Raw genomic sequence first — 15940 nt, 5'->3', positions numbered from 1 at the left:
TCAAGTGAACTATTTGCGCAAAAGGTTGAAACGAACGAGCAAAGAGGCGATGCGCTCACCCTTTGGCAAGAAGCGGATGTCGGCCAACGTCAGACCGCCTGTTTTGAGCAAAGCGACTAGATAGACTGCGCCCCCCGCCGCAACAGCAACCAGGCCGACGATTGTATGGAGTATCCGATTGGATCCGACAACGCCCTCCAGCAGGAAAAGCATTCCCCACTCTACGACAAGTACGACAACGGCCATCGCCAAGACCGATAAAAACGGTCTCCACGCGATCCGCTTGAGTCCGATCCGGGCTCCGGTATATTTCCGCACAGCCAGTACATTCAATCCCATCGCCACAAAATACGCCAGCACTGTCGCGGCGGCAGCCCCGGAGATGCCCCAGAACGGCACCAGAGCCAGGTTGAGGACCAGCTTGACCATCACGCCGATAAACAGGTTGCGGGCAGGCCTCATGACTCGCCCGAGTCCTTGCAGGATGCCCGCGCTGGCAATGCTCAAGGTAGCAAACAGGATCGTAAAGGATTGAATCGCCAAGGCCTGAGTGCCTTTATCGTCACCGTACAGCATGACGTTGATCGGTTCGGCCAGCAGCGCCAAACCGAAGGAAGCCGGCAGACCGAGCAAAAAGGTCAAGCGGATGGCGACTTCCGACCTTCCTGCAATAACCCGCTGCTGCCGCTGGGCGACAGCTTCACTGATCGCAGGGACAAGCGCGAGCGACAGGGAGGTGGCAAAGAACGTTCCGAATTGAATCAGCGGTTGACTGCGGTCAAATGCCCCTTTTAAAAGCTTGGCCACATCTTCGTGCATGCCGCTCCACTGCAGCATATTGACGACGGTCAGTGAATCGACCAGGGGAACAAGCGGAAGCACCAATGCCCCCAGGCAAATTGGCAGAGCGTAATAGAGCAAGCTCCGAATCACCTGACGGTTGGACCAGCTTGATCGACTGGCCTGGTCCTCATCGGCCACGGATAACGGTCCCGTCTGCTTGTCCTTTTTCCAGTACCACAGCAGAACGAGAACAGCTGTAACCGCTCCGGGAAACGCCGCAAATACAGCCCCTGTCCCGGCCAGATACGCATCCTGGTATACATTCATCGCCCAGAATGCTGCAATCAGGATAAAGATGACCCGAACCAGCTGCTCCATCACTTGGGACACACCGGTTGGCATCATGTTTTGATGTCCTTGAAAATAACCGCGCAAAATAGCTACCATCGGTACGAGCGGAAGCGACCAGGCGACTGCCTGCAGCGGCTGAGTCAAATGTTCATCACCCATAAACCGCGCGATCAGGCCCGCTCCACCGTATAGCAACGCAAAGAAAAAGAGACCGAGAATCACCAGTGTTATACTGGCTACGCGAAACGCCTTGCGCGCACCCGCTGCATCACCGACAGCGATGCGCTCGGAAACGATTTTGGAAATGGCGATTGGAAAGCCCGCTGTAGCTAAAATCAACAAGGTCGTATATAACGGGTACACCTGCATATACACATACAAGCCGATGTCACCGGCAATGTTTTGGTACGGAATCCGGTACACCGCACCCAGCAGCTTGGAGACAAGACCGGCCGCTCCCAAAATCGCGGCGCCTTTCACAAATTGTACGGATGCCTTTTCTTGAGCCATGTGTGTGAACGTTCCCCTCTCCAAACACAAACTGCGTACATTATACCACAACCATCTCTCCACAAAAAAATCTCAATACACCCCGGACCTTTGCGGAATTAGCTTGTATCGACCCTCTTCTTCAGTGTTGCAAAACACTCGCACGCGCATAGAAAAAACAGCCCCGCATCGAGGCTGTTTTGGGTCAGGCTATTGCTCCATTTGCTTGGCCAGGAAACCTGCTGCGGTTTCAGCCATTTTTGTTTCCAGATCGCCCATTTTCGTCGTCTCGCTTTTGGTGAGGAGAATAACCGAGCCGATCGGGTCGCCGCCAGCTACGATCGGGGAGACCACGAAGGAACCGTAGTTCTCGCTGTAATCGCGACAGATTTCGTAAGTACCCGCGTTTTTCTCCAGACGCGTTTTTCTCTCCTCCAGGCATTTCTCCACAATGCTGCCGATTGCTTTCTCCATGTACTCTTTCTTGGATGCACCCGATACAGCAATGACGCTGTCGCGGTCGGAAATCAGCACGGTATGGTTCAAGCTCTCATACAGAGAGTCCGCATATTCCTTGGCGAAATCACCCAGTTCGCCGATCGGGGAGTACTTTTTCAGGATGACTTCCCCATCGCGATCCACGAAAATCTCAAGCGGATCACCTTCACGAATGCGCAGTGTACGGCGAATTTCCTTTGGTATCACGACCCGACCGAGGTCGTCAATTCGACGAACAATACCAGTTGCTTTCATGTCATGTTGCCTCGCTTTCCTGAGAAGTGGGTTGTGAATAAGTTGGTGGTTAGCTGTATTTTTTCCTCAGATTCTCATTTTAACTACGGACCTTTGGCTGCAACATTTTCCAGCTTGTTTCTGTACTCTCCCCCGGGCGGTAGCGAGTGACTATAGTATTCACCCGGACTTCAAATATATGCGAGAAAACGAAAAAACAGGGAACCCTGGGGGCCCCTGTTTTGCCGCTTAAGACGCTGGTTTTGGCTGTGGAATATTGTACTTCGTAATCAGCTTGTCCAGCTCTTCTTTGTTAAATTTGTCGTACTCCTGCTCCAGCATTTTATTTTGCAGCTCAGACTTCATTTCCTCGAATGTTCTTTCCTTGCGGCTTTCCACTTTCATGATGTGGTAACCGTAAGAAGTCTTGACCGGCTCACTGATCTGGTTGAGCGGCAGCTTCAGTGCCGCTTCTTTGAATTCCGGCACCCACTGGCTTACTTCGGCGTTTTCGTACAGACCGCCAGTTTCCTGGCTGCCTGGGTCGTCCGTGTTTTCCTTCGCCAGCTTCGCAAAGTCCTCGCCCTTTTTCAGGCGGGCCAAGAGGTCGTTGGCCACTTTCAAGGCTTCCTCTTGGTTGTTGTTGTGCTTTTCAAAGGAAACCAGAATGTGGCGGACGGAAGCAACGGTAATAGATTCTTTGTCCAGGCCTTGGTATTCCTTCTTCAGCTTGGCGTCATCAATGCCTTTTTTCAGCACAGCCATGGAATTGTTAATCAATGCCATTTGCTTGACGACTGTGTCCTTGTCGATAGCTTCCTTTTCCATCAGCTTGGCAAACTTGGACTCGTCTTTGCCGAGCAATCCCAAGTACTGTCCTTTGAGATTTTCAAAGGTCTTTTCCGCAAGCTCTTGAGACTCTTTTTCCATCGCTGCATCTGCCCGGGAAGCGAGAATCTTCGTAGCCGTATACTCACGGGCAAAGATTTTCAGCGACTCCTGATCGGCACTTTCGATCATAGCCCCTTGCATCGGGTTCAAGAAATTGATCACACGCAGGAATGTCTCGAATTCTTGCGCGGTCAACTTTCCACCCTGATACTCCACAATAGCGGTTTTGGGATCAACCGAATATGGCAGCGTAAGTTTTTTAAACTGGTCGAGCACATCATCAGACTGGGATGCCTGTTCGCCGTTGTTCGCAGGTTGCTGTGTTTGATCAGCCGGCTTCGCTGCGGAATCCTTTTCCGCTGCTGTACCACACCCGGTCAACAGAGATACAGCCAGTACCGCTGATGACAATAAAGCAACAGATCGTTTCATTTTGGTTCTCCCTTCTCAAGGAAAGCCCGTAAACCGTCAGGACACGGGTCTTTCCGTATTGGTGTCTTTACGCACCAAATGAAATTGTCGGAGCAGCTTTTCGACGAGCTGTATACCCTCGTCTTCTCGTAACCCCTTTACTTTAACAGTTATGGTGATCTGTTGTCCACCCGACAAGCCTACCCGTCTGCTCCAATTGCTGGCAAGAGCGAACAGCGCACCGCCGTCAATGTTGTTGTTCTGGCTCGGGTGAAAGACCAGTTTGATCTCGTCCGGATTTTTTTGGCTGATCTCGGTAATCCGATGCTCCAGGGCATATACCCGCAATCGGGAGATGGTCAGCAGGTTCTCAACCGGCTTGGTCAACGGTCCAAAGCGGTCCAACAGCTCTTCCGCCAAATCGTCCACATCCTCCAGTGACGAGACGGCGACGAATTTTTTGTACATCTCGATTTTTTGCCGGCTGTCGGTGATGTACATGGACGGGAGATACGCATCGATTTGCAGGTTGATCTCCACCGGAGAAGCCGCTTCCTGCTTCACTTCCCCTTTCAGCTCATCGATTGCGTCTTTCAGCATCTGACTGTACAGGTCAAACCCGACAGAGTTGATAAAGCCATGCTGCTCGGCCCCGAGCAGATTCCCCGCACCGCGAATGGACAGGTCGCGCATGGCAATTTTGAAACCGGAGCCCAATTCGGTAAATTCCTTGATGGCCTGCAGACGCTTTTCCGCCACCTCTGTCAGCACCTTATCCCGCTGGTAGGTGAAGTACGCGTAGGCGATCCGGTTGGAACGTCCGACACGTCCGCGAAGCTGGTACAACTGGGACAGACCCATCTTGTCCGCATTGTGAATAATCAGCGTGTTCACATTGGGGATGTCCACCCCTGTTTCAATAATCGTCGTACTTACCAGCACATCGTAGTTGCCTTCCAAAAAGTCGAGGATGACCGTTTCCAGCTCGCTTTCGTTCATCTGTCCGTGAGCTACCGCGATACGCGCATCGGGAACCAGCATGGAAATTTGCTCGGCCATCTGCTCGATCCCCTGGACCTGATTGTAGAGGAAAAATACTTGTCCGCCCCGGGCCATTTCCCGCTCGATCGCTTCCCGAACAAGCGCCGGGCTGTACTCCATGACATAGGTCTGTACCGGAAAGCGATTTTCCGGAGGTGTTTCGATGACAGACAAGTCGCGCACACCGAGCATCGACATGTGCAAAGTCCGCGGGATCGGTGTGGCCGTCAATGTCAGAACATCGACATTGGTCTTCATCTGCTTCAGCTTTTCTTTGTGGCTGACCCCAAAACGCTGTTCCTCGTCGACGATCAGCATGCCCAGCTCGCGGAACTGAATGTCCTTGGACAAGAGGCGATGCGTCCCGATGACGACATCGACCGTACCTTCCTTCAGCCCTTTCATCGTCGCGTTTTGTTCCTTGCGGGAACGGAACCGGCTCAATACCTCCACCCGTATCGGGTAGTCGGCAAAGCGTTCGCGGAAGGTTTCGTAATGCTGCTGAGCGAGGATCGTTGTAGGAACCAGCACGGCGACCTGCTTGCCGTCCATGACTGCCTTGAAGGCTGCACGAATGGCCACCTCTGTCTTTCCGTAGCCAACGTCTCCACAGACCAGACGATCCATCGGACGCCTTTTCTCCATGTCGGACTTGACCTCGGCAATGGCCCGAAGCTGGTCAGGCGTCTCCTGGTACGGAAACATTGCTTCAAACTCGCGCTGTTCCGCAGTATCGCGGGAAAAGGCATGGCCGACCGCTGCTTCGCGCGCGGCATACAACTTGATCAAATCCTCGGCGATGTCTTTTACGGATGACTGTACCTTTGTTTTGACGCGCTTCCATTCGCTGCCGCCCAGGCTGTAAATCTTCGGCTGGCTTTCCTCGCTGGCGACGTATTTTTGAACATGGTCAATCTGCTCGATCGGAACAAACAGACTGTCGCCGCCCGCGTATTGAATATGAAGGTAATCTTTATGAATTCCGAGTATTTCTTTCGTTTCTATCCCTAAATACTTTCCGATCCCGTGATTGACATGAACGACGTAGTCTCCCGGTTTCAGCTCCAGGTAGTTTTTGATCCGCTCCGCGTTGGTGATCGCCTTTTGCACCTTGCGCGCTTTCCGCTGCTTGGCAGTAAAGACCTCGCCCTCCGTGATGACGACCAGCTTGTTTAACGGAAGCTCAAAGCCCGTTTGCAGATTCCCCAAAATAATGGTCGGCCTGCCCGGCGGAACGGCTTCCACCTCATCCGTCAGCAGATCGGCTTCCATCTCGTAATCGTGCAGCACACGCTCCAGCCGCTTTGCCCGCTCCAGATCGGCAGCCACGAACACGATCTGGTCCTGCGACTTTTTCCAACGGGTCAGCTCTGTTTTCAGAACATTCATTTGCCCATGGAAATTTTGCATGGTGCGGCAGGTCAGGTTGACGATGTTTTGCGGCTGGGTCTTGGGGGACTGACGCAGAAACAGCGACAGATACACAATTTGGCGCTTCTTGGAGGCGACGGTCTCGTCATACGAACGGGACAAGGTCAAATTCGCCATGAACTCCCCTTCGGCAATTCGGCCAGTCAGCCACTCTCCTTCTTCCTTTTGCAGTTGTGCAGCTGTATCCAGCACACGCGACGGTTCGTCCACGATCAACAGCGTGTCGGACGGCATGTAGGAAAGCAGCGTATCGTTCGCCGGATAAATAACGGAGATGTACGAGTACAGATGGGCAAAGCGCTGTCCCTGCTTCAGGCGCTCAACGTCTCCGCCGATGTATTCCACCACTTTTTCTTTTGCAGCCCCATCCTTCAGCTTGGCGACAGTCTCTCCCAGCTTCTGCTCCAGGCGGACAGCCGATTCCTGCAGCAGTGCTGTGGAGGCGATCATTTCTTTCGCCGGGCCGATGGTATAGGATTGGATCGATTCCAGCGAGCGCTGTGTAGCCATATCAAAGGTACGGATCGAATCGATGTCCACGTCAAACAGCTCGATTCTCACCGGCCATTCCGAATCGATCGGGTACAGGTCGATAATTCCGCCGCGCACGCTTAACTCGCCTTTTCTCTCCACCATGTCCACTCGCTCATATCCGAGCTCGATGCATCGGAGCAAAAAGGCGTCAATGTCCAATTCTTCTCCTACGTTCAGTTCGATTTGCGCTTCCTTCCAGACATGAGGCGGAACAGCAAGACGGCGCAAACCGGCAAACGGCGCAACCAAAAAACCCGTAAAGCCTTTGGCCAAACGGTTGCATACATGAATGCGCTGTGCCAGGATATCGGGACTCGCGATCGCCAGCTCCGATCCGATCAACTCGTTTCCAGGGTAGAGCAAGACGTCATCTGGAGGAACGAGCTCGATCAAATCCTCGTACACCTTTTGCGCCTGAAACATGTTATGGGTAATGACGCAGACGGGACGGTCGCTCATTTGCTTCAAGGCGACCATTAGCGCTTGTCGCGCAGAGCCAGCCAGTCCGGAAACGAGCTGCTCGTGCAGCCCTCTTTCCAGACCAGCGACGATTGTCCCGACATTGGCGTCCTGTTTCATCGGGTTAATGATGACTTGCATTCACTAGTCCCCTCTCAGGTTTTTCTGTGTCGAAAATCTGGTTTCGCCAAAATCGGCAGTGCATTGGATTTTCCTTTTGCGGGCGGTCGGCGAGGCAGATCAGATGCTGACCATGCCGCCACCAGTCGACCATGCGAAAAGAAGCCTTAGCTCATCAAGCCAAGGCCTTGTATTTGCAAGCCTTCGAAAGCGTTTCCCCTTTATTGAAGCGGGTTGCCAACAAGTGAGAGCTCCGGGTTTAATTGCAGCGCGTCGCGGCAATACCCGCACGTGATGCTCACAACCGTGTCTCCCCCTAGTTCTTTGGATATTATAAGAGCACGCTCTTCTGCGGTCAAGGAGTTCAACCCCAGTTGTTCTTCCGTCACTCTGGTTTCGTCAAATTCCGCAATCCTCGCTCCACAGCAGCGGCACTCGTAACGAATGCTCATTCACGCATACCCCCCAGTCATTCCTAGGCTTAGTATGACCGGGGGAGTGGAAAAACATACTAACGTGTCAACTCTTGTAGAACAGGCGAGAAAAGCCTTGCCTACCCTTGTTTTTTGGAGACGTTGTACTGGTTCATCACTTTTACAAACGGTTCTTTTGTCCACATCGCCGCTGCCGCAGCAGCCAGATCTGCAGCTTCATCGATCAAGGGGCGCTCTGCCGTAGAAAACGGATGAAGGACATAATCGCTGACGCTCCGTCCCGGCTCCGGACGACCGATGCCGATTTTGATTCGTTTAAACTCTTGTGTACCCATATGCAAAATCAACGATTTGATTCCGTTGTGGCCGCCGGCGCTGCCTTTTTCCCGCAAGCGGAGTTGTCCGGGCGGCAGGTCCAGATCGTCGTAAATAACGACGACATCTTCCGGAGTGAGCTTGTAAAATTTCAAGATTTCCGCGATGGATTCGCCGGAGAGATTCATGTACGTCTGCGGCTTTACCAGGAGCACCTTTTCCCCTTCGATCCGTCCCTCGCCGATGAGTGCGCGGAACTTGTTTTGCACGACGGGAATGCCCCATTTGTCATTAATCTTATCTATGGCGATGAAACCGGCATTATGTCTTGTATCTTCATATTTTTTGCCGGGGTTGCCCAGTCCGACGATCACTTTCACGCTTGTTCCCTCCTCGTTCTTCTCTTCATTGTACTAAATTATAGGGCGGAACAAAAGGAACGGGGGTGCCTTTTCATTTGCGCTTTGGCCGGGACTTTGGGGGGAGGAGATGAAAAAGGGAGAAAAATGCTCGGGTTCGGTGGGACACGTGCATGGGGTCGGCCTGTCCGGCTTTCTTTCCCAAGCGGAACCGCGTCCAAAAGCAGCCTGTTCGGGGATGTTTCTCAGAGTTGGACGCGAAAAACGGTTCCGCTTGGAAAAGAAAGCCTGGGAGGTGTCCCAAAGACCCTCGCTTTTTTCTCCCTTTTTCATCTCTACGGCTATTCCTTTTACCGGAGCTTTATTAGCAAATTCAAAGGAGAAATAGAAGGATAGGAAAAGAAAACAAACCTTCAATCCCACTGCACAAGCGGGTCGAAGGCTTGTTTTCTTTGTTCATTGTTCACCGGTAATTTTTCATTATTCGTTGTTCTATACTTTCTTCGCTTCCTCGGTCTGGGCCTTGGCATCCTCAGAGACCGCTTCGGCAGCCTGCTCGGCGTCGATCGATTCATCTGATTTTGCTTTCACAGGCAGGACACTGATGACGACTTCCATCTCGTCCAATGCCAGATCGACTGTCGTAGGAATATCCAAGTCTTTTACGAGGACGACATCTCCGATCTGCAGTCCGTCGACATTGACTGTGAACGATTCGGGGATGTCGCCGGGGAGGCAGGATACCTCCACGCTGTGGCGCACCAGGGTAGCGACGCCCAGCTCGGGATCTCCCGTCATCAGAATCGGTACCGTCGTATGAACCTTCTCATTCATATTGATTTGCTTGAAGTCGGCGTGCAGGATGTTTCCCATCACAGGATGGCGCTGCAGCTCGTAAACCATCACGGTATGCTTGTTTCCGTTTATGACCAGTGTAAACGGTTTGTTTGTCGTCTGCTGGCGAAGGGCTTGGTCGAGGACACGTCCTTCTACCTGAATCGACAGGTTGGGGGTTTCCGAACCGTAGATCACCGCAGGAATCCATCCCTTTCGCCGCAATTCATTGTTCGTCTTCGCGGTCTCTCCCTTGCGACGGATCATCGCCTGAATTGCTTCCACAAAAAAACCTCCTCTGGCAGCTAGATTAGAAGTTTCTTCCTTCTAGCTTGTCCAGTGGAGGTCTTTTCCATCCCCATGCAGTGTTCAACGCCTAGATCACGTCAGGCTTCTAGTCAAACAGCTTGCTTACGGAAAGTTCTTCGTGAACGCGGATAATCGCTTCCCCAATGATAGGCGCAACCGACAGGACCTTGATTTTGTCAATCATTCGATCCTGGGTCAACGGAATCGAATTGGTTACGACCAGCTCGCTGATTTTGGAGTTGGCAATGCGTTCGATAGCCGGGCCGGACAAGACCGGATGCGTGCAGCATGCGTAAACATCTTTTGCACCCGCCTCGATCAAGGCACTTGCCGCCAGTGTAATCGTACCGGCCGTATCGATGATGTCATCGATGATGATCGCCGTTTTGCCTTCAATGTTACCGACAATGTTCATAACTTCCGCGACGTTTGGTTCCGGACGGCGCTTGTCAATAATCGCGATCGGAGCCTCCAGACGCTCTGCGAGTCTGCGGGCGCGCGTGACACCGCCGTGGTCAGGGGAGACGACAACAATGTCCTTCAGCCCCTTCTCGGAAAAATACTTGCCCAAAATGGGTACACCCAGCAAATGATCAACCGGAATATCAAAGAATCCCTGGATCTGGGTCGCGTGCAAATCCATCGTGATGACACGGTGAGCACCGGCTGTTTCGATCAGATTGGCTACCAGCTTGGCAGTAATCGGATCGCGGGCGCGCGCTTTGCGATCTTGGCGAGCGTAGCCGTAGTAAGGAATAACCACGTTGATGCTCTTTGCCGAAGCGCGTTTCAAGGCATCCACCATAACCAAAAGCTCCATCAGGTGCTCGTTTACAGGAGCAGATGTCGGCTGAATGACGAATACATCACAACCCCGAACACTTTCGTTCAATTTGATTTGACACTCGCCATCACTGAAGCGAATGGCCTCCGAATTGCCCAGAGGAACGCCAATATGCTCGGCAATCTCTCTTGCCAGCTCCCGATTTGCATTACACGTAAAGACCTTCAGTTTGGGGTCGCGGTAATTAGCCATTATCTTTCAAGAACCTCCCGTTGTTATTCCTTTTTGCTTTTTCGCGGCAGTTTGTTCGCGTATCCTGGTTTGTTCACCTGACGCTCGCGGGCAATCGCCAAGGCGTCGTCCGGCACATCCTGATTGATCGTCGAGCCGGCGGCTACGTATGCGTTTTTGCCCACGGTCACCGGCGCCACAAGATTGGTATTGCATCCGATAAAGGAACCGTCCTGCACGACAGTCTTGTGTTTGACAGCGCCGTCATAATTTACCGTAATCGTGCCGCAGCCAATGTTGACACCTTCGCCAATTTCCGCGTCGCCTACATAGCTGAGATGGGGGATTTTCGTTCCTTTGCCGATTTTTGCGTTTTTCAATTCGACAAAATCGCCGATCTTCGTCTGGGGACCAATTTCTGTTCCCGGCCGTACATAAGCAAACGGGCCGACTGTAGCCTGCTCATCCACTTTTGCGTCTACCAGCACCGAGTATGAAATGGTAACCCCGTCAGCCACTTTGGTATTGCTCAGGTCAGCTTGCGGGCCAATGACGCAATCGCTGCCGATGGTTGTCCCTCTGCGAAGATACGTACCAGGCTGGAGAATCGTATCGGAACCGATTGTCACATCCGCCTCGATGTACGTGGACAGAGGATCAATGATAGAAACGCCGTTTTTCATGTGCCGAACAGCGATTCGCTTGCGCATGTATGCTTCCGCTTCCGAAAGCTGTGCCCGGTCGTTGACGCCCATTGTCTCATCGGGGTCTGCGGCTTCGAAGGCAACAACCTTCTCGCCGGCTTGGCGCAGAATACCAATGCAATCTGTCACATAGTATTCTCCTTGCACGTTATCATTTTTCACCTGGGCCAGCGCATTCCATAATTTTTGGTTGTCAAAACAGTATATTCCCGTATTAATCTCTCTGATTGCCCGAACCTCGTCAGACGCATCCTTGTGTTCAACGATTTCCATCACTTCTCCGGAATCGTTGCGGACAATACGCCCGTAACCGGTTGGATCCGGAAGGACAGCGGTCAATACCGTTGCGGCTGCCTTCTGGTCTTCATGGAAATGCAAAAGAGCGGTCAACGTTTCCTCTGACAACAGAGGTACGTCTCCGTACAAAATAAACGTAGTTCCTTCTTTCGCCTGTAAAAACGACGCTGCTTGCTGCACAGCATGTGCCGTTCCCAACTGTTCTTTTTGCAATGCGTATGCGACACGCTCGCCTAAAGTGGCCTGAACGGTGTCGGCACCGTGACCAACGACGACAACGACATCCTCCACCCTCATGGAAGCCAGTGTATCCACTACATGCTGGACCATCGGCTTTCCGCAAACAGGGTGCAGAACCTTGTACAGCTTCGATTTCATCCGTGTTCCTTGGCCTGCCGCCAATACCACGGCATGGATCTTAGACATGTCAACCCTCCAGCGTAGAAGTTCCACAATGACTATATCTTAAATCATATAAGGATTTCAAGATAATAGGCGCAGTATTCTATTTTCGTAACAAATCAACGACTCGCTTTTGCCACGTTTGACGCCTGTTTGCACCTATCTTATGATGGAAAGGGAAAAGATGACAAATGAACGCAAGGCAAAGGAGGATGGATGCGATGAGTGCCGGCGTGTACATCTTGACGGGCTATCTTGGCAGCGGAAAAACGACGCTGCTGCAAAAGCTGCTAGCCTATCTGCGCAAGCAAGACGGACAGGTCGTCGTGCTGATGAACGAAATGGGCGAAGAAGATATCGACGGGGAACAACTGCAAGGCTACGGCTTTCCCGTAAAAAAGCTGCTGGACGGCTGCATCTGCTGCTCCATTCAAGGCGAGCTGACAGAAGGGCTGCAGGAAATTCTCTCCACGATCAACCCCGACCATATCCTGATCGAAACTACCGGGGTCGCTGATCCCGTAGATGTCGTCGATGCCCTGACGCACCCCGAGCTTTACGACAGGATGGAGCTGAAGGGCATTGTCAGCGTCGTGGACGCTTCCCGCTTCCGGGACCTGAACTCCCGCTTCCAATCGAAAAGCTCGCTCGTAAAAACAGTCCGCAATCAGGTGAAATACGCCGACTTGCTTCTATTAAATAAAAGCGATCTGGTCGCACCGGACGCTCTGGAAAAGGTAAAAGCGAAGTTGGTCGAGCTAAACCCATACGCTCCCATTCACGTCACCATACAGGGCGATATGGACCTGGATCAATTGCTGCAGGTAAAGAGAATCGCCGAGAAGGTCGCTTCCGAACGGGCCGACGACCGGACGAGAGGTCCTTTTGTGCAAAAAAGCATAGGCAAAATGTCTGCAATTGAAAAGGTCAAGCAATCGCTAGGACTTTCTGCTTCCGAACCTTCTTTGTACAACAGCATCGAAACATTTTCCTACCATTTTACCTATCCTGTAGATCCAGAAAAATTTGAAGATTTTCTCTGGGACCTGCCGAAAAATGTGTACCGGGCAAAAGGCTACGTGCTGTTTAAAGGGCGGGATGAGCTGATCTCGTTTCAGCATACCGATAATCAGGTCCATTTGTTCCCCTTTGAAAATTTTGGCCCCAAAATGGTAGCGGTCTTTATCGGCGAAGGATTGGACAAGGAAAAAATCATCCGGGATCTAGAAGCTTGTTATGAATAAAACAAGGCACCCTGTCATAGGACGGGGTGCCTGTTTTTCATTAGTTACGCGCCTGCTTCGATGGTGCTCTCTTCTTCCTGACCTACACGCTCGTACTCACTCAGTACAGCAGCTTGGATCTTTTCGCGTGTCGCCGAGGAAATCGGATGAGCGATATCGCGGAATTCCCCGTCTGGGGTACGCTTGCTCGGCATAGCTACGAACATGCCATTGTTTCCGTCAATTACACGGATATCATGAACCACGAATTCATGGTCGATGGTAATAGATGCAATGGCTTTCATGCGACCATCCGTATTCACGCGGCGAAGTCTGACGTCTGTTACTTCCATCAAGTTCACTCCCTTTATCTATAAAAAGCGTTTAGGAGTATTTCCACGCACTGGGTAAATATTCCTGCTACGTTTACCGAAATTTTGCAAAAAAAACTATAATTTTATCCAGCATACTCCAATTACTAGCAAAAAACAAGCCCGACACGCGAGTTGTGTCGGGCTGTCGTAGCTATTTTTGTCTTGTCTGTCCGTTATTCTCCCAGGTACGCAATCACTTCGATTTCCACCTGTACGTCGCGCGGGAGCCTTGCGACTTCTACTGTAGAGCGGGCTGGCTTGTGATCCCCAAAATATTCGCCATACACTTCATTCAGGCGTCCGAATTCGTTCATATCTTTGATGAACACCGTTGCCTTCACTACATCGGAAAGCGTCAATCCCGCCTCAGCCAAAACGCCTTTGATGTTGGCAAAAACCTGGTGAGTCTGCTCCACGATGTCGCCTTCCACCAAGGTACCGTCCGGACGAAGCGGAATCTGGCCGGAAGCAAACAGGAAGGAACCTGCCTTTACCGCCTGGCTGTACGGCCCGATCGCTGCCGGAGCCTGATTTGTCGAAACAAAAGAGATTGCCATGCCCTTCTACTCCTCTCTATTTTTGAAAATAACTGCCCAATTCCAGTTCGATCTGCTTGCCTTTGATGTCTACTTCCTGAAGCTTTGCCAGAGAGACGTATTCATCTACGAGTCTCTCGGATACGTCTGCCGTTTCCACAAGGACACCGCAGCCGACCACTGTAGCCCGGAACTCCTGCAAAAGATCGATCATGCCGCGAACCGTTCCTCCCGCCTTCATAAAGTCGTCCACGATCAAAACGCGGGACTGCTCAGGCAAGGCGCGGCGAGCCAGCGACATGGTTTGTATCCGCTTGCTGGAACCGGATACATAATTGATGCTCACAACCGAACCCTCGGTCACCTTGTTGTCTCTCCGGACGATGACAACCGGTACATTCAAATAGACGGCCGTCGCATACGCGAGTGGAATCCCCTTGGTCTCGACGGTCATGACCAGCTCGACGTTCTTGTCCGCAAAAGCGGAAGCGAACAGCTTGCCGATTTTCGACATGGTCGCGGGGTCGCCCAATATATCTGACATGTACAAGTATCCGCCGGGCAAGAGACGTTCCGGATTGCCCAAGTGGCCGATTAAATTGTTCATGAAGGCAAGCGCATCGTCCGTCTTGACCTTGGGAATGTACTTGACTCCGCCGGCCGCTCCCGCCACTGTTGTCAATACGCCTACACCCTGGCTTTCAAACGCTTCTTTAATGATCGACAGGTCCTCACTAATAGACGATTTCGCAGCCCCGTACTGCTCAGCGAACACGGTAAGCGGAATCAGCTTGTGGGGCTCGGCAAGCAAGTGCTGCGTCATATCGACAAGACGGGCACTTCTGCGCAATTTCTTCATGTTTCTTCCTCCAAAAAACCGAATATTATGGTGCTAATGTATCATTTCCATACGTGTTTGTGCAAGCATTTCCCCTTTCAGGGACACCTAACATACGGGCCACAAACACATCTTTTACAAATCCACGCAAGGCATTGTAGATGCGATGCACTTTTGCTTCCTTTTGGACAAGGGCGAAAACGGTAGGGCCGCTGCCTGACATCAAGACTCCGTCCGCTCCCGATGCCTCCATCAGGTCCTTGATCTGCCGTACCTGCGGGTGCATATTCAACGTTACTTCTTCCAGCACATTGCCCAAAGTGCGGCACATCAGGGAGAAATTCTGCTCCTGTATCGCACGCAGCATGTTTTCCGTGGAGGGATGGCGCTCAATCCCCTTCACGCGCAAATTGCCGTACACATCTGCCGTGGAAACGCCGATCGGCGGCTTCGCCAGGATGACCCAGCACGGGGGAGGCGGCGCCAGATGGGTAATCTGCTCTCCGCGTCCACGGGCCACTGCCGTCCCGCCATAGACGCAAAACGGTACGTCTGAGCCGATCTCCGCTCCCACCTCTGCAAGCTCGTCCAGGCTAAGCCCCAAATTCCAAAGAAGGTTTAGCCCTCTGAGCGTTGCCGCAGCATCGCTGCTTCCTCCTGCCAGCCCGGCAGCGACGGGAATTTGTTTATCTATGTACAAATGCACCCCATAGGGCACCTGATAGCGTTCCTTCAGCAACAGCGCCGCCTTGTAAGCGTGGTTGCGAATGTCATCCGGTACAAAGCTTGCCGAACAATCAAGTGAAATGCGCCCGTCATCGCGCAAGGTCAGATCAACCCGGTCCGCCAAGTCTACTGTCGTCATCACCATTTCCACTTCGTGATAGCCGTCAGGGCGTTTGGCCAGTACATCAAGAGTAAGATTAATTTTGGCGGGCGCTTTGACCGAGATACGCACGTTGTTCACCTCTGCCTACGATCTGTTTTCCTAGTCTCTTATTGTAGCACAGGGGTATTCTGCCTTGCCAGTAGAGGGGAAAATAACCATACTATTCGCA

The 15940-nt window shown here is 52.2% G+C and carries 14 protein-coding genes; 1 reads left to right on the top strand and 13 read right to left on the bottom strand.

Features of this window, described 5'->3' with window-relative positions:
* Positions 1 to 9: 9 nt before the first annotated feature.
* From NST37_RS00845 to glmU, 9 genes are all read right to left on the bottom strand, one after another.
* Positions 10 to 1644, bottom strand: a complete 1635-nt coding sequence (locus tag NST37_RS00845; RefSeq protein WP_339186099.1) for a polysaccharide biosynthesis protein — start codon at positions 1642 to 1644, stop codon at positions 10 to 12.
* Between the two features lie 189 nt (positions 1645 to 1833).
* A complete protein-coding gene (spoVT, locus tag NST37_RS00840; RefSeq protein ID WP_003390235.1) occupies positions 1834 to 2376 on the bottom strand; it encodes a stage V sporulation protein T in 543 nt (180 codons plus the stop codon).
* A gap of 228 nt (positions 2377 to 2604) precedes the next feature.
* Complete coding sequence (locus tag NST37_RS00835) at positions 2605 to 3678, bottom strand: peptidylprolyl isomerase (protein WP_339186097.1); 1074 nt, start codon at positions 3676 to 3678, stop codon at positions 2605 to 2607.
* A gap of 36 nt (positions 3679 to 3714) precedes the next feature.
* The gene (gene mfd / locus NST37_RS00830; protein WP_024983374.1) at positions 3715 to 7263 is read right to left on the bottom strand and encodes a transcription-repair coupling factor; all 3549 of its coding nucleotides are present in this window, start codon (positions 7261 to 7263) and stop codon (positions 3715 to 3717) included.
* 200 nt (positions 7264 to 7463) lie between these two features.
* The gene (locus NST37_RS00825; RefSeq protein WP_003390232.1) at positions 7464 to 7694 is read right to left on the bottom strand and encodes an anti-sigma-F factor Fin; all 231 of its coding nucleotides are present in this window, start codon (positions 7692 to 7694) and stop codon (positions 7464 to 7466) included.
* A 101-nt stretch (positions 7695 to 7795) separates the two neighbouring features.
* Positions 7796 to 8371 carry an aminoacyl-tRNA hydrolase gene (gene pth, locus NST37_RS00820; protein ID WP_003390231.1) on the bottom strand — a complete coding sequence of 192 codons (576 nt, stop codon included), beginning with the start codon at positions 8369 to 8371 and terminating at the stop codon, positions 7796 to 7798.
* A gap of 471 nt (positions 8372 to 8842) precedes the next feature.
* Positions 8843 to 9469, bottom strand: coding sequence for a 50S ribosomal protein L25 (locus NST37_RS00815; protein ID WP_327926387.1), 627 nt, complete (start codon positions 9467 to 9469; stop codon positions 8843 to 8845).
* 109 nt (positions 9470 to 9578) lie between these two features.
* Positions 9579 to 10529, bottom strand: coding sequence for a ribose-phosphate diphosphokinase (locus tag NST37_RS00810; RefSeq protein ID WP_003390228.1), 951 nt, complete (start codon positions 10527 to 10529; stop codon positions 9579 to 9581).
* Between the two features lie 23 nt (positions 10530 to 10552).
* A complete protein-coding gene (glmU, locus tag NST37_RS00805) occupies positions 10553 to 11935 on the bottom strand; it encodes a bifunctional UDP-N-acetylglucosamine diphosphorylase/glucosamine-1-phosphate N-acetyltransferase GlmU (protein ID WP_339186094.1) in 1383 nt (460 codons plus the stop codon).
* Positions 11936 to 12132: 197 nt separating this feature from the next.
* Here glmU and NST37_RS00800 point away from each other — a divergent pair, with 197 nt between their 5' ends.
* On the top strand, positions 12133 to 13155 hold the full coding sequence (locus NST37_RS00800) for a GTP-binding protein (protein ID WP_039070471.1): 1023 nt from the start codon (positions 12133 to 12135) through the stop codon (positions 13153 to 13155).
* Positions 13156 to 13199: 44 nt separating this feature from the next.
* On the opposite strand, the gene spoVG is transcribed toward NST37_RS00800, so the two are convergent.
* From spoVG to ispE, 4 genes are all read right to left on the bottom strand, one after another.
* Positions 13200 to 13487 (bottom strand): septation regulator SpoVG, encoded by a 288-nt coding sequence (gene spoVG, locus NST37_RS00795; RefSeq protein ID WP_003390224.1) that lies wholly within the window; start codon positions 13485 to 13487, stop codon positions 13200 to 13202.
* Between the two features lie 194 nt (positions 13488 to 13681).
* Positions 13682 to 14065 (bottom strand): RidA family protein, encoded by a 384-nt coding sequence (locus NST37_RS00790; RefSeq protein WP_003390223.1) that lies wholly within the window; start codon positions 14063 to 14065, stop codon positions 13682 to 13684.
* A gap of 16 nt (positions 14066 to 14081) precedes the next feature.
* Positions 14082 to 14903 (bottom strand): pur operon repressor, encoded by an 822-nt coding sequence (purR, locus tag NST37_RS00785; protein ID WP_003390221.1) that lies wholly within the window; start codon positions 14901 to 14903, stop codon positions 14082 to 14084.
* Positions 14904 to 14928: 25 nt separating this feature from the next.
* Complete coding sequence (gene ispE, locus NST37_RS00780; protein ID WP_024983380.1) at positions 14929 to 15840, bottom strand: 4-(cytidine 5'-diphospho)-2-C-methyl-D-erythritol kinase; 912 nt, start codon at positions 15838 to 15840, stop codon at positions 14929 to 14931.
* Between the last annotated feature and the right edge of the window lie 100 nt (positions 15841 to 15940).

It is taken from the genome of Brevibacillus sp. FSL K6-6036, from assembly GCF_037964015.1.
Taxonomy (GTDB): Bacteria; Bacillota; Bacilli; order Brevibacillales; family Brevibacillaceae; genus Brevibacillus; species Brevibacillus borstelensis.
This window is presented reverse-complemented; position numbering and strand designations above follow the sequence as displayed.